This window comes from Rubrimonas sp. (assembly GCF_036788415.1).
Lineage (GTDB): Bacteria > Pseudomonadota > Alphaproteobacteria > Rhodobacterales > Rhodobacteraceae > Rubrimonas.
On the sequence record NZ_DAIQNN010000077.1, the window covers coordinates 1 to 13,147 of the forward strand.

Sequence of the window (13,147 nt, forward strand, 5' to 3'; positions counted from 1 at the left end):
CGCTCCCCCCGCGCGAGCCCCCAGGCGATGGCGGCGACCGAGAACAGGGCGAAGGGGGCGGCGGCGAAGGCCGAGAGGGGGGCGACGCGTTCGGCGCGGGCGGCGGCCTGTTCGGCGCGGGCGGCGATGCGGTCGGGCCAGGCGCCGGCGTAGCAGTCCGACGCGGCGACGCAGATCACGCGGGTCGGGCGGGCGCCCCCCGCGGAGAGCGACGAGAGCGGGGCGGCCGAGATCGCGGGCGACGGGGCGGCCTGCGCGTCGAGCAGCCGCCACGAGACGACGGGCGCGACCGGCGCCGGCGGCGCGGCGACGTCGAGCGGCGCATCGGATGGCGGACGCGCCGCCGAGGCGACGGAGACGCAGGCGAAGACGGCCAGGGCCGCGCAACTCGCGCGGCGCGCCGTTCCTCTCAGATTCGCAAGTCGTCGTCCCATGGCGGCAAGCATGGGATCGAATGGCCGACGTGTAAATTTCGATTAAAGGTTAACGCGCATTTTCATCGAATTGTCGCAGCCGGGGCGCGGCGGCGCCCCGGCTGCGCGCGCTCACCCCTCGAAGCGCATCCGCACCAGACGGTCGAGCGCGCGCACGCCCCAGCCTGTCGCCCCGGCGGGGGCGAGGTCGGAGGCGGATTTCAGCAGGGTGACGCCTGCGATGTCGATATGAATCCAGGGCGTCTCGTCCTTGACGAAGCGCTTGAGGAACTGCGCGGCGGTGATCGAGCCGCCGTCGCGCCCGCCGGTGTTCTTCATGTCCGCCAGCCGCGATTTGAGCTGCTTGTCGTAGGCCTCGCCGAGCGGCATCCGCCAGGCCTGCTCGGCTTCCTCGGCGCAGGCGGCGGCGAAGGCCTCGGCCAGCGGCTCGTCAGTGGCGTACCAGCCGGCGTGATGACTGCCGAGCGCGACGATGATCGCGCCGGTCAGCGTGGCGAGGTCGATCATCGCGGCGGGCTTGAAGCGCTCCTGCGTGAACCACAGCGCGTCGGCGAGCACGAGGCGGCCTTCGGCGTCGGTGTTGATCACCTCCACCGTGTCGCCCTTCATCGATTTCACGATGTCGCCGGGGCGCTGGGCGTCGCCGGAGATCATGTTCTCGACGAGGCCGACGACGCCGACGACGTTGGCCCTGGCCTTGCGCAGCGCGAGCGCGCGCATGACGCCGGAGACGACGCCGGCGCCGCCCATGTCCATCGTCATCTCCTCCATGCCCGCGGCGGGCTTGATGGAGACGCCGCCGCTGTCGAAGGTCACGCCCTTGCCGACCAGCGCCAGCGGCGCCGCGTCGGGCGCGCCGCCGTTCCAGCGCATGACCACGAGCTTCGAGGGGCTGGAGGAGGCGCGGCCCACCGCCAGCAGGCAGCGCATTCCGAGCTTCTCCATCTCCGCCTCGTCGAGGATCTCGACGTCGAGGCCGAGCTCGCCCATCGCGGCGAGGCGCGCGGCGAAATCCTCGGTGGTCAGCACGTTGGCGGGCTCGTTGACCAGATCGCGGGTGAAGAACACGCCCTCGGCGAGCGCCGCCAGCGGGCCCGAGAGCTTCGCCGCGGCTTCCGGGACCCTGGTCGCGAAGATCAGGCGGCGGGGTTTCGGCGCGGCCTCCTCGCCATTGGCGTCCTCGCCCTTGCGGGTCTTGTAGGGGTCGAAATCGTAGAGGCGCAGCGCGGCGCCGAAGGCGAGTTGCGCATCGGTCTCCGCGTCGCCGAGACCGTGGAAAGTGGCTGCGCCGGAGGCGAGCTTCGCCGCAGCCGCCGCCCCCGCCTTGCGCGCCGCCGCCGCCCCCTCGCCGACCACGGCGAGGATCAGACGGTCGGCCTTGAGCCCTGCGGGAAAGTCGAGCGCCGCCGCGGCCCCCGCCTTGCGCTTGAAGGCGGGCGCTGCGAGCAGACGCGAGAGCGCGCCGCCCGTGGCCGCGTCGGCCTCGGCGGCGGCGCCGGCGAGCGGGCCGTCGGGCGCGGCGAAGACGACGAGCGCGCCCTCGGCGGCGGCGACGGGCGCGTCCTCGGGGGCGACCCAGGAGAGTTCGGCGGGGCTGGTCATTGCGGGCTCCGGATGCGATCTTGCGCTTCAGACCTAGCCTGTCCGCCGCGGCGCGCCAAGCGCGCGCGGGCGGGCGCCGCGCCGGAGCCGCCCCTGTCGCCCTCCCTCACCCGCTATGTGCTGCGCGAGATGCTGAAACCCTTCGGCTTTTTCATTCTGGTGTTCACCGGGGTGATCTGGCTGACGCAGTCGCTGCAGGTGATCGACCAGGTGGTCGAGACCGGCCAGGGCGCCGCCGTGTTCCTCGAGTTCAGCGCGCTGCTGCTGCCCTTCGTCATGTCGATCGTGCTGCCGATCGCGGCGTTCGGGGCGACGCTCTACGCCGTCAACAAGCTGTTCTCGGAGTCCGAGATCGTCGCGATGCTCGCTTCGGGGATGAGCATGCTGGCGCTGGCGCGACCGGCGGCGATCTTCGGGGCCGGGGTGACGGCGGCGCTGTTCGCGGTGACGCTCTGGCTGACGCCGACCGCGGCGCAGACCCTGCGCGACCGGCTGCAGGAGCTGCGCGGCGACATCGCCAACGCGCTGATCTTCGAAGGGCGCTTCGTGCATCCGTCGGAGGGGCTGACGATCTATGTCCGAGACAACCTCGCCTCGGGCGAGATGCGCGGCGTGTTCGTCCATGACCGCCGCGACCCGCGCGCCGAGACGACCTACGCCGCAAGGCGCGCCGTGCTGGGGCGCGAGGAGGGCGGGCTGCGGATGGTGATGTTCGAGGGCGTCGCCCAGCGCTCGGAGACCGGCGCGGCGCTGTCGGTGCTGCGCTTCGAGACGCTGGTCTTCGACCTCGAGCAGTTCATGCGCGACGCGGCGCAGCGCACCCCCCGCCCGCGCGAGCGCAACGTGCTGGAGCTGATCGCGCCGACCGCCGAACAGCTCGGCGGATATTCGCTCGGGCGCTTCTACGCCGAAGGGCACGAGCATCTTTCCGGGCCGCTCTACGCGCTGGCGTTGCCGCTGGTGGCGGTGGCGGCGCTGCTGAGCGCGGGCTTCTCGCGGCGGGGCTATGCGGCGCGGATCTTTCTCGCGGTGGGGGTCGGCGTGGCGCTGCGGCTGACGGGGCTGGCGATGCGCTCGGCGACGGCCGCCGAGCCGTCGCTCTGGCCGACGATGTACGCGCCGCCGATCCTCGGGGCCGCGGCGGCGCTGGCGATCCTCGCGCATGGCGGGGTGCGGTGGCGAGCGCGGCGGCCGGCGGCGGCGGGGGCGGGCGCGGGGGGCGCGGCGTGAGCTGGACCTTGTCGCGCTATATCGGCGGGCGGTTCCTCGGGCTCGTCCTGTCGGCCTTCGCCGTCGTGTTCGCGCTGATCGTGATGATCAACGCGATCGAGCTGTTGCGGCGCAGCAGCGGCGCCGAGATCGGCTTCGGCGCGATCCTCGGCATGGCGGCGCTGCAGGCGCCCGCGATCGCGCTGACCGCCTCGCCTTTCGTGACGCTGCTGGCGTCGCTGGCCTGTTTCGCCCGCCTCGCGCGCAGTTCGGAGCTGGTGGTGACGCGGGCGGCGGGGGTGTCGGCCTGGGCGCTGGTCGCGGCGCCGCTCGCGCTGGCGGTCGGGCTCGGCGCGCTCAGCACCGTGGCGCTCAATCCGCTGGCCGCCTTCTCGGCCGAGCGCTTCGCGACGCTGGAGGCGCGCTGGTTCTCGGGGCGCGAGAGCCCGCTCTCGGTGTCGCGCGAAGGGCTGTGGCTGCGCGACGGCGGGCCGCAAGGCCAGGTCGTGATCCACGCACGCGCCGCCAATCCGCAGGCCACGCGGCTCGACGGCGTGACGTTCCATCTGTTCGGGCGCGAGGACGTGCTGACCGGCCGGATCGACGCCGAAAGCGCGGAACTCGGAGACGGGGCATGGGCGCTGCGGCGGGGCGTGCGGCATGTCATCGACCCCGACGCCGAAGGGCTCGACGTGGTCCGCGCGGAGCCCTTCGAGGAGATGCGCGCGCCGACCGAGCTGACCTCGGCGCAGATCCTCGACAGCTTCGCGCCGCCCGAGCAGGTGTCGGTCTGGGCGCTTCCGGCCTTCATCCGCACGCTGGAGGCGTCGGGCTTCTCGGCGCAGCGGCATCGGACGCAGTGGCACGGGCAGCTCGCGGCGCCGTTGCTGTTCGCGGCGATGGCGCTGATCGGGGCGGCGTTCTCGATGCGCCATGCGCGGCTCGGCGGGCTCGGCGGCATGGCGCTGGCGGCGGCGGTGACCGGGCTCGGCTTCTACTTCCTGTCCGATCTGGCCAAGGCGCTGGCGGCGTCGGGGGCGATCCCCGCTGTGCTGGGGGCATGGGGCCCTCCAGCCGCGGCGGCGCTCTTCGCCGCCGCGCTGGTCCTGCATCTCGAGGACGGCTGAGGCGCGCCTCAGTTCGGCAGGATCACCCGGTCGATGACATGGATCACGCCGTTGCTGGCGGCCACGTCCGCGGCGACCACGGAAGCGCCGTCGATCTTCACGCCGTCGGTCGCGTCGATGTCGACCGTCGAGCCCTGCACCGTGGTCGGCGAGAGCTTCTGGCCGAGAATGTCGGCCGACATCACCTGACCCGGCAGGACGTGATAGGTCAGCACCGCGACGAGCTGGTCCTTGTTCTCGGGCAGAAGCAGCGACTCGACCGTGCCTGCGGGGAGCGCGGCGAAGGCTTCGTCGGTCGGCGCGAAGACGGTGAAGGGGCCGTCGCCCTTCAGCGTGTCCACGAGGCCGGCGGCCTGCACGGCGGCGACGAGCGTGGTGAAGGAGCCCGCGCCGATCGCGGTGTCGACGATGTCCTGCTCGGCGGCGAAAGCGGCGGTGGCGCTCATGGCGAGGCCGGCGAGGCCTGCGGCGGCGGTCTTCAGCATGGTCGGTCTCTCCTGATCTGCGCCGCGCCCCTGCGACGCGGCTGACCCGCAGATAAGCCGCTGAGCGCGGGCTCAACCGGAAGACCGGAGACAGAGCGTTCGCGCGCGGGCGGTTGAAGCGGCGCCCGCGCGCGCTAGGACAACCGTTTGAAATGTGGCGAAAAACAGGCGATTTCCGGGCGCAGGCCGCGACCGGGCGCTCGCGTCGGCGGGGGATGACCCGGGCGTCGCGCGCCGCTATCGTCCGCGGCGGCGCGCACGCGCCCGGCAGACCGGCGAGACGACAGACCGGCAGACACGCAGCGAGGAGTTCTCCCCCATGACCATCACCGTCGGCGCGGCGCTTCCCGCCGCCACATTCAAGACCAAGGACGCGGACGGCCTGCGCGACGTGCCCTCCTCGGAGGTGTTCGGCGCCGGCGACGTCGCGCTGTTCGCCGTGCCCGGCGCCTACACGCCGACCTGCCACCTCAAGCACATGCCCTCCTTCGTGAACAACGTCGCGGCGCTGAAGGCGAAAGGCGTCGCGCGCATCGTCTGCGTGTCGGTCAACGACCCGTTCGTCATGGAGGCCTGGGGCGAGGCGACCGGGGCGAGCGCCGCCGGGGTGACGATGCTCGCCGACCCCGACGCCGCCTTCACCAAGGCGCTGGGGCTCGATTTCGACGGGTCGGGCGCGGGGCTCGGCGTGCGCTCCAAGCGCTATTCGATGCTGGTGCACGACGGGGCGGTGCAGGTTCTCAACGTCGAGGCGAGCCCCGGCGAGGCGACCTGCTCGACCGGCGACGCGCTGCTCGACCAGATCTGAGGCGCGGTCAGGGGACGGAAATCAGCGCGACAGGATCAGGGCGGCGCTGCGCGCGGCGCCGTCCAGATCGACCGACGAGGCGGGGCCGCGCCCGCGCGCGACGGCGCGGGCGGCGGCGGCGCGCAGCGCCTCGGGCGACAGGCGCGCCGCGTCGAGCCGCTCGAATTGCGGCAGTCCGGCGAAGGCGTCGGCCCGGAGGGTCTGTTCGCGCTCGCCGGCCTCTGCAAAGGGCGCGATCACGGCGGGCGTCCGGCTTTGCAGCAGATCGACGGCGGTGTTGTAGCCGAACAGGCTGACCGAGGCCGCCGCAGCGCCCAGCCGCGCGCGGTAATCGGGCCCGGCGCGCTCGACGACGACGGGCGCGCCGGCGGCGCGCCGGCGCAAGGCGGCGATCCGCGCCTCGGCGTCGGCGCCGCCGACGCGCAGCCGCCACATGCGGGCGTCGCCGCGCGCGGCTTCGACCGCGCAGGCGAGCAGGTCCGCGCCGAGGGCGCCGCCGCCTTCGGCGACGAGGATTTCGTCCGGATCGCCTTCGGGCGGCGGGAGCGGCTCGGCGACATAGCCGGTGTGGAGCGTCAGATCGGCGACCGATTCGGCCTGCGTCCAGGCGCGCGACAAGGGCGCGCGCGCCGCGTCGCCATGAACGAGCGCGGCGCGATACCAGCGGCGCAGGCGCTCCTCGGTCTCGGCGTAGCGGGCGGGCTTGCGCGGCGGTTCGGGCAGGTCGCGGACGGAGCAGAAGGCGGGCGCGTCGGCGCGCCGCAGCGCCGCCTCGAACTCGGCCGCGAGGATGCGGCGGCCGAAGGGGAACAGCTCGGTGACCAGCGCGTCGGGGCGGAACTCGCCGATGAGCCCCGCGAGCATGTCGGCGCGGCGGGCCATGAGGGCGCCGTCGGCTGGGCGGCCCTCGGCGTCGCGGAGCGTGGCGTAGTCGTGGCCCTCCACGCGCAGCGGCGGAAGCTGCGCCAGCGCGACCGGGCCGGGGTCGAGATGGGGCAAGGGCCTGCCGCCGCTGATCACGAGCGGTTCGGCGCCGGCTGCGGCCAGCGCGCGCGCAAGCGTCAGGGTCCGGGCGAGATGGCCCGACCCGCTGAGATGGCAGACGAGCAGCGCGACGCGGGTCATCGCGGGATCAGGCGGATCGGGGGGTCGGGCGCGACCGGCGCGCCGCCTGCGTCGAGACGCAGCGGGTGGAGGCGGGCGCGCTTGATCGCGAAGGGCTCGGGGCGGTCGTAGTCCCAGCCCCAGGCGACGGCGAGGATCGCGCGCATCAGGCCGCGATGGGCGACGAGAACCGTCGCGCGCCCGGCGCGGGCGATCTCGGCCAGCAGCGGCGCGACGCGGGCGAAGGCCGCGCGGGGGCTCTCGCCGCCCGGCGGCCCGCCATCCCACCCCCATTCGGAGACCGGGCGGAAGCCCGAGGCGGGGTCGGCGAGCAGATCGGCGCCGCGCCGGCCCTCCCACGCCCCCATGTCGAGTTCGACGAGGCGGGGATCGACGCGGTTCGGGGCGTCGGGCCAGAGGGCGCGGGCGGTGTCGGCGGCGCGCGAGAGCGGGCTGGCGACGATCTCCGCCGCGTCCCAGGGCGGCGGCGGGCGGAACCTCCGCAAGGCGTCGCGCGCCGCGTCGGTCAGCGGTCGATCCACGCGGCCCTGCAACCGGCCCTCCTCGTTCCAGTCGGTCGGGAAATGGCGCAGGAGCGCGATCGCGGCGCCGTGCATTGACGCTCAGGCTTCGGCGGCGGCGCAGCGCGGGCAAAGGCCCTCGACCTCGACCACCATGCGCTCGACGGCGAAGCCGATCTGCGCGGCCTCCGCCCCCAGCGCGGCCCGCAGCCGGTCCGCGTCGGCTTCGGCGACGGCCTTGCACCCGCGGCAGATCAGGAAGGCCGCGTCATGCGCGTCGTCGGGATGGGCGCAGGCGATGTAGGCGTTGAGCTTCTCGACCCGATGCGCGAGCCCCGCCCCCACGAGGAACTCGAGCGCGCGATAGGCGACCGGCGGCTGGCCGCCGAGCCCTTCGGCGCGCAGCCGGTCGAGCAGTTCGTAAGCCCCCATCGCCCGGTGATCCTCGAGCAGGATCTCCAGGGCCCGCGCCCGCACCGGCGTCAGCCGCAGCTTGCGCTCGGCGCAGAGCGCGCGCGCGGAGGCCATCGCCGTCTCGCGGCAGGCGGCGTGGTCATGGCGCCCGAAGACGGCGGGAGAGGCGGCGACAAGGCTCATGTATGTTATCCTGTAACGTCGGACTTGCCGCAAGCGACGCTGTCACATTATAACAGGGGGACGGCGAAGGACAGTCCGCCCGCCGCCCCGTTTCCACTCTGGGAGAGACCGAAGATGAGATCATCGTCGCAGCGCCTGCGCGGGGCCGCCTTTTGCGCCCTGTTCGCAGCGGGCGCGCTGGCGGCCGGCCCCACGCCGGCGGAACCGCCCCGCGTGCTCGCAGACATTCCCCCTGTCCACGCGCTGGCCTCGCAGGTGATGGCGGGGGTCGGCGCGCCGGCGCTGATCGTGCCGCCCGGCGCCTCGCCGCACGGCTATGCGCTGCGCCCGTCCGAGGCGGGCGCGCTCGAACAGGCCGACATCGTGTTCTGGGTCGGCGAGGCGCTGTCGCCCTGGCTGCATGACGCCATCGAGGCGCTCGCCGCCGACGCCGTGTCGGTCGAACTCGCCGAAGCGCAGGGGGTGGCGCGGCTGCCCTATCGCATGGGCGCGACCTTCGAGAAGCACGTCCACGACGAAGCGGAGGAACATGGTCACGATCACGACCACGCGCATGAGGCCGACGCGAAGGCCGACGCGCACGACCATGACCACGACCACGACCACGATCACGATCGCGATCACGACCATGACGACCACGTCTTCGACAGCCATCTCTGGCTCGACCCCGAAAACGCGAAAGCGTGGCTGACCGCGATGGCGACGGCGCTCTCCCAAGCCGACCCCGAGAACGCCGCGCGCTATTTCGCCAACGCCGCCGCCGCGCAGGCCGGGCTCGACGCGCTCATGGCCGAGATCGCCGAGACGGTGGCGCCCGCGCGCGACAAGGGCTTCATCGTGTTCCACGACGCCTATCAGTATTTCGAGCGGCGCTTCGGCCTGTCGGCCTCGGGCTCGATCGTGGTGGGCGACGGGGCGCAGCCGAGCGCGGCGCGTCTGGCGGAGATCCGCGGCAAGATCGGCGAGCTCGGCGCGACCTGCGTGTTCTCCGAGCCGCAGTTTCCGCCGCGGGTGATCGATGCGGTGGTTGAGGGGACGCAGGCGCGCAAGGGCGCGCTCGACCCGCTGGGCGCGTCGCTCGAGCCGGGGCCGGACCTCTACGCCGGGCTGCTGCGCGGCATGGCGCGCGACCTGACCGAGTGCCTCGCCGACTGAGGCGCTATTCCGCCGCGAGCGCCGCGCTGGAGAACTGGAGCCGGGCGAGGCGGGCGTAGAGCCCGCCTTGCGCCACCAGCGCGTCATGCGGGCCTTCGGCGACGATGCGGCCTTCGTCGAGCACGATGATGCGGTCGGCCTTCTTCACCGTGGCGAGGCGGTGCGCGATCACGATGGTGGTGCGGCTGCGCGCGAGATGCTCGACCGCCTCCTGCACGGCGCGCTCGCTTTCGGCGTCCAGCGCCGAAGTCGCCTCGTCGAGCAGCAGCACGGGCGCGTCGCGCAGGATCGCGCGGGCGATGGCGATGCGCTGCTTCTGCCCGCCCGACAGCATCACGCCGCGCTCTCCCACCTGCGTGTCGTAGCCCTGCGGCAGCTTCGCGAGGAAGCGATGCGCGGCGGCGGCCTTCGCGGCGGCCTCGATCTCGGCGTCGCTCGCGTTCGGCTTTCCGAAGCGGATGTTCTCGCGCGCCGTGTCGGCGAAGATCGCGGGCTCCTGCGGCACGAGCGCATAGCGGCTGCGCAGGCGCTCGGGGTCCATCGCGTCGAGCGCGACGCCGTCGAGCGTCACATGGCCGGAACTCGGGTCGTAGAAGCGCAGGAGCAGCTGGAAGATGGTCGATTTTCCGGCGCCGGAGGGGCCGACCAGCGCCACCGTCTCGCCCGGCTTGACCTCGAAGCTGACGTCGTCGAGCGCCAGCGTCTCGGGGCGGGCGGGGTAGCGGAAGCTCACATGCTCGAAACGCACCCGGCCCTCGGCGGGCTCCGCGGGCGGAATGGGGTTGGCGGGCCGGGCGATGGGGTCCTCGGCCTGCATCAACTCGATGAGGCGCTCGGTGGCGCCGGCGGCGCGCATCAGCTCGCCCCAGACTTCCGACAGCGCGCCGACGGCGCCCGCCACGAAGATCGCGTAGAAGATGAACTGGCCGAGCTGGCCGGGCGACATGCGGTCGGCCATCACGTCGCGCGCGCCGATCCACATCACGCCGACGACTGCGGTGAACACGATGAAGATGACGATGGCGGTCAGCGCGGTGCGCGCCTCGATGCGCCGGCGCGCGGCGTCGAAGGCCTGTTCGACGAAGCCGCCGAAGCGCGCGCGCGAGCGGGCCTCGTGCGTGTAGGCCTGCACGGTGGTCGCCGCGACCAGCGTCTCGGCGGCGCAGGCGGAGGCGTCGGCGACGCGGTCCTGGCTCTCGCGCGAGAGGCGGCGCACGCGCCGGCCCAAAAGCAGGATCGGGAACACGATGATCGGCACGGCGATCAGCACCATGCCGCTCAGCTTGGGCGACGTGACGATCAGCATCGCCATCCCGCCCAGCAGGATCAGCACGTTGCGCAGCGCGATCGAGGCCGATGAGCCGACGACGCTCTGGATCACGGTGGCGTCGGTGGTCAGGCGCGAGAGCACTTCGCCGGTCTGGAGCTTTTCGTAGAAGGCGGGGCTCATGCCGATGACGCGGTCGTAGACGGCGCTGCGCACATCCGCGATCACCCGCTCGCCGAGCCGCGTGACGAGGTAGAAGCGCAGCGCGGTGGCCATCGCGAGCAGGCCGGCCACCGCGATCATCGCGAGGAAATACTGGTCGATCTTGTCGGCCTTGTCGGCGTCGAAGCCGAGGTCGATCACCCGGCGCAGCGCGAGCGGCAGCACCAGCGTGAACATAGCGGCGAGCAGCAGCGCCGTCAGCGCGGCGGCGATCAGGCGCTTGTAGGGGCGCAGGAACGGCCAGAGCGCGGCGAGCGGCTTCAGCGAGCGCCCCTTGTCGCGCTTGCTCGCCTCGTCGTTCACGTCGCCAACCGCCCTGCGCGCCAAACCGCTCTCCGATCGTCCCCGAGGAAAACCCAACCGCTGCGTGAATATCAGCCGGTCGGGCGGCGCGGCAACTGCGGGGGGCGCCCGGCGCGGTGGGCTTGTCGTCGCATCGGGCCGGACGCTCGGAGGCGCGTCAGCGCCGCGGCAGGGTCACGGTCGCGGTCAGCCCTTCGCCGGGCGCGCTGCGCAGGCCGAGCGCGCCGCCCCGCGCCTCGGCCAGCGCGCGCACCGAGGCGAGGCCGAGCCCGTGGCCCCGGGCCCCGCGCCGCCCGCGCTGGTCGCCGCGCGCGAGCGGCGCGCCGAGCCGGGTCAGCGCGTCCTCGGCGACGCCCGGCCCGTCGTCGCGGACTTCGAGCGACAGCCGGTCGGCCTCCGCCGTCAGCCGAACCTCGACGGTCTGCGCGGCGTAGCGCAGCGCGTTGTCGGCGAGGTTGAGCGCGATGCGCCGCAGCGTCTGCGCCGGGATCCGCGCGGTCAGCGGATCGGGCTCGACCGAGATGCGCAGCGCGACGCCGAAGCGCGCGGCGTCGGGCGCGAGCGCGTCGAGGCCCTCGCGCAGGGCGGCGCCTGCGTCGATCTCGGGCGCGTCGGCATCGCGGGGCGGGCCGTCGCGCGTCGCTTCCTCCTCCGCGACGCGCTGGGCGAGCAACTCCTCGACGAGCCCGAGGCATTGGCGCGCGCAGGCGGCGATCGAGCCGGCGTAGTCGTGCAAGGTGGCGGCGTCGTCCGGGGCCACCCGCCCCGATTCGATCATTTCCGCGAAGCCCAGCACGCCGCCGAGCGGGCCCCGCAGGTCGTGGCTCAGGCGGGCGACGAAGGCGGTGCGCGCGATCTCGGCGGCGCGCGCGCGGGCGAGCGCCGCAGCGAGCGCCCGTTCGCGGGCGTGGGCGGCCATCGCGTAGCGCAACGTGCGCTCGACCGTCACCGCCGAGCGCTCGGACTTGTCGAGGAAATCGAGAAAGCCGGCTTGCGCCGCCTCGTCCTCGAGCGCGGCGTCGCCGGCGGAGGTCATCAGCACCAGCGGCGAGGCCGCCGCAGCGCCGCCGAGCGCGCGCGCAAGCTGGAAGGCGTCGCCCTCGTCGAGACGCCGGTCGATCAGCGCGATGTCGAAGCGGCGCGCGGACAGCGCGTCGCGCGCGGCGCGGTAGCTTGCGACGGCGAACACGTCGACCCGGTAATGCGGCAGCTTGCGCAGGAGATCGCGGATCAGCGCGCGATCTTCGGCGCTGTCGTCGACCACCGCGACCGAGAGGTCGCGCGGCGCGGCGCGCGCCTGCCGACCCGGAGGGCCGGCGCGCCCGTCCTGAACGCTCCGCATCTGGGCCGCTCCCGGAAACAGCTGATCGAAAAACTCCCGCCTCGATAATCCTGCGCGCGACGCGCGCCCGCAAGGGCGCACGCGCCGAGTTCCGCTGTTTTCCGCCGACAGACCGGGCCGCAGAAGGTTACGCCCTCCTGAGACGCGCGTTGGGCGGCCCATGACGACGCCACGGACCATGCGCGAGATCGCGGCGCCGCTCGCCCCGGGACGCCGATTTCCAGCCTGCGCCGCGGGCCGTCCTTCGCCTCAGTTGGGCTGCGGCGCGAGCCCGCCGTCGTCGCCGCGCGGCTTGCCGACCTTGGGGATCGAGGCGAGGCGCGGCTTGACCGGCGTCGCGCCCGGCGGCGGCGCGCCGCCATCGGCGCTGCGGTCGAGCTTCTCGCCGGCCAGAACCTTGCGGATCTCGTCGCCGGTGAGGGTCTCGTACTCCAGGAGCCCCTGCGCCAGCCGCTCCAGATCGTCGCGCTTCTCGGTGAGTACCCGCTTCGCGGTCTCGTAGCCCTCGTCGACCAACCGGCGCACTTCCTGATCGATGATCTCCTGCGTGTCCTGCGAGACGTTGCTGGCGCCCTGCTGCATGCCGAGGAAGCTCTCGCGTTCGTTCGCGTAGTCGATGGCGCCGAGCTTGTCGGACATGCCGAACTGCGTGACCATGGCTCGGGCGATCCGCGTCACCTGCTGGATGTCGGAAGCGGCGCCGTTGGTCACCTGCTCCTCGCCGAACACCAGCTCCTCTGCGACGCGCCCGCCCATCGCCATGGCGATCTTGGAGGTGAGCATCTGGCGGGTCTGGCTGAGATGGTCGCGCTCGGGCAGCGACAGCACGAGGCCGAGCGCGCGGCCGCGCGGGATGATCGTCGCCTTGTGGATCGGGTCGTGCGCGGGGACGTTGAGGCCGACCACGGCATGGCCCGCCTCGTGATAGGCGGTCAGCGACTTCTCCTTCTCGGTCATGATCATCGAGCGCC

12 protein-coding genes and 1 pseudogene are annotated in these 13,147 nt (G+C 73.3%); 4 read left to right on the forward strand and 9 right to left on the reverse strand.

The window, feature by feature from the left end; genetic code table 11:
- On the reverse strand, positions 1–434 hold a 434-nt coding region (locus V7Q31_RS14330; protein WP_333834542.1), incomplete at its 3' end, for a hypothetical protein.
- A gap of 111 nt (positions 435–545) precedes the next feature.
- Positions 546–2,036, reverse strand: a complete 1,491-nt coding sequence (locus V7Q31_RS14335; protein ID WP_333834543.1) for a leucyl aminopeptidase — start codon at positions 2,034–2,036, stop codon at positions 546–548.
- Positions 2,037–2,048: 12 nt separating this feature from the next.
- Here V7Q31_RS14335 and lptF point away from each other — a divergent pair, with 12 nt between their 5' ends.
- Together lptF and lptG are read left to right on the forward strand one after the other, a co-directional pair.
- Positions 2,049–3,266, forward strand: a complete 1,218-nt coding sequence (gene lptF, locus V7Q31_RS14340; protein ID WP_333834544.1) for an LPS export ABC transporter permease LptF — start codon at positions 2,049–2,051, stop codon at positions 3,264–3,266.
- Positions 3,263–4,372, forward strand: coding sequence for an LPS export ABC transporter permease LptG (gene lptG, locus V7Q31_RS14345; RefSeq protein WP_333834545.1), 1,110 nt, complete (start codon positions 3,263–3,265; stop codon positions 4,370–4,372). Before lptF ends, lptG begins: the two co-directional genes overlap by 4 nt.
- A gap of 8 nt (positions 4,373–4,380) precedes the next feature.
- Here the strand turns inward: lptG and V7Q31_RS14350 are convergent, their stop codons facing one another.
- Positions 4,381–4,857: a fasciclin domain-containing protein gene (locus V7Q31_RS14350; protein ID WP_333834546.1), complete on the reverse strand. Its 477-nt coding sequence runs from the start codon at positions 4,855–4,857 to the stop codon at positions 4,381–4,383.
- Positions 4,858–5,176: 319 nt separating this feature from the next.
- Between V7Q31_RS14350 and V7Q31_RS14355 the strand changes: the two genes are divergently transcribed.
- A complete protein-coding gene (locus tag V7Q31_RS14355) occupies positions 5,177–5,665 on the forward strand; it encodes a peroxiredoxin (protein ID WP_333834547.1) in 489 nt (162 codons plus the stop codon).
- Between the two features lie 21 nt (positions 5,666–5,686).
- Here V7Q31_RS14355 and V7Q31_RS14360 read toward each other — a convergent pair whose 3' ends face one another.
- From V7Q31_RS14360 to V7Q31_RS14370, 3 genes are read right to left on the reverse strand one after another with little or no spacing between them, the layout of a single operon-like run.
- Entirely contained in the window at positions 5,687–6,790 is a 1,104-nt protein-coding gene (locus V7Q31_RS14360) for a glycosyltransferase family protein (protein WP_333834548.1), read from the reverse strand.
- Positions 6,787–7,386, reverse strand: coding sequence for a histidine phosphatase family protein (locus tag V7Q31_RS14365; RefSeq protein WP_333834549.1), 600 nt, complete (start codon positions 7,384–7,386; stop codon positions 6,787–6,789). The genes V7Q31_RS14360 and V7Q31_RS14365 overlap by 4 nt, the downstream gene beginning before the upstream one ends.
- Positions 7,387–7,392: 6 nt before the next feature.
- Positions 7,393–7,887 (reverse strand): transcriptional repressor, encoded by a 495-nt coding sequence (locus tag V7Q31_RS14370; protein WP_333834550.1) that lies wholly within the window; start codon positions 7,885–7,887, stop codon positions 7,393–7,395.
- 114 nt (positions 7,888–8,001) lie between these two features.
- On the opposite strand from V7Q31_RS14370, the gene V7Q31_RS14375 reads away from it, so the two are divergent.
- Positions 8,002–9,042 (forward strand): zinc ABC transporter substrate-binding protein, encoded by a 1,041-nt coding sequence (locus V7Q31_RS14375; RefSeq protein WP_333834551.1) that lies wholly within the window; start codon positions 8,002–8,004, stop codon positions 9,040–9,042.
- A gap of 4 nt (positions 9,043–9,046) precedes the next feature.
- On the opposite strand, the gene V7Q31_RS14380 is transcribed toward V7Q31_RS14375, so the two are convergent.
- The 3 genes and pseudogenes from V7Q31_RS14380 to V7Q31_RS14390 form a co-directional block, all read right to left on the reverse strand.
- Positions 9,047–10,858, reverse strand: a complete 1,812-nt coding sequence (locus V7Q31_RS14380) for an ABC transporter transmembrane domain-containing protein (RefSeq protein ID WP_442976603.1) — start codon at positions 10,856–10,858, stop codon at positions 9,047–9,049.
- 133 nt (positions 10,859–10,991) lie between these two features.
- The gene (locus tag V7Q31_RS14385) at positions 10,992–12,176 is read right to left on the reverse strand and encodes a sensor histidine kinase (RefSeq protein ID WP_333834553.1); all 1,185 of its coding nucleotides are present in this window, start codon (positions 12,174–12,176) and stop codon (positions 10,992–10,994) included.
- Between the two features lie 249 nt (positions 12,177–12,425).
- Positions 12,426–13,147: pseudogene (locus V7Q31_RS14390) on the reverse strand (ATP-dependent zinc metalloprotease FtsH); the annotation flags it as partial.

Bases quoted from the DNA above. Each gene is read 5' to 3' on its own strand.
- V7Q31_RS14335 (WP_333834543.1), bottom strand. From the start codon at position 2,036: ATGACCAGCCCCGCCGAACTCTCCTGGGTCGCCCCCGAGGACGCGCCC.
- lptF (WP_333834544.1), top strand. From the start codon at position 2,049: ATGCGATCTTGCGCTTCAGACCTAGCCTGTCCGCCGCGGCGCGCCAAG.
- V7Q31_RS14350 (WP_333834546.1), bottom strand. From the start codon at position 4,857: ATGCTGAAGACCGCCGCCGCAGGCCTCGCCGGCCTCGCCATGAGCGCC.
- V7Q31_RS14355 (WP_333834547.1), top strand. From the start codon at position 5,177: ATGACCATCACCGTCGGCGCGGCGCTTCCCGCCGCCACATTCAAGACC.
- V7Q31_RS14360 (WP_333834548.1), bottom strand. From the start codon at position 6,790: ATGACCCGCGTCGCGCTGCTCGTCTGCCATCTCAGCGGGTCGGGCCAT.
- V7Q31_RS14365 (WP_333834549.1), bottom strand. From the start codon at position 7,386: ATGCACGGCGCCGCGATCGCGCTCCTGCGCCATTTCCCGACCGACTGG.
- V7Q31_RS14370 (WP_333834550.1), bottom strand. From the start codon at position 7,887: ATGAGCCTTGTCGCCGCCTCTCCCGCCGTCTTCGGGCGCCATGACCAC.
- V7Q31_RS14375 (WP_333834551.1), top strand. From the start codon at position 8,002: ATGAGATCATCGTCGCAGCGCCTGCGCGGGGCCGCCTTTTGCGCCCTG.
- V7Q31_RS14385 (WP_333834553.1), bottom strand. From the start codon at position 12,176: ATGCGGAGCGTTCAGGACGGGCGCGCCGGCCCTCCGGGTCGGCAGGCG.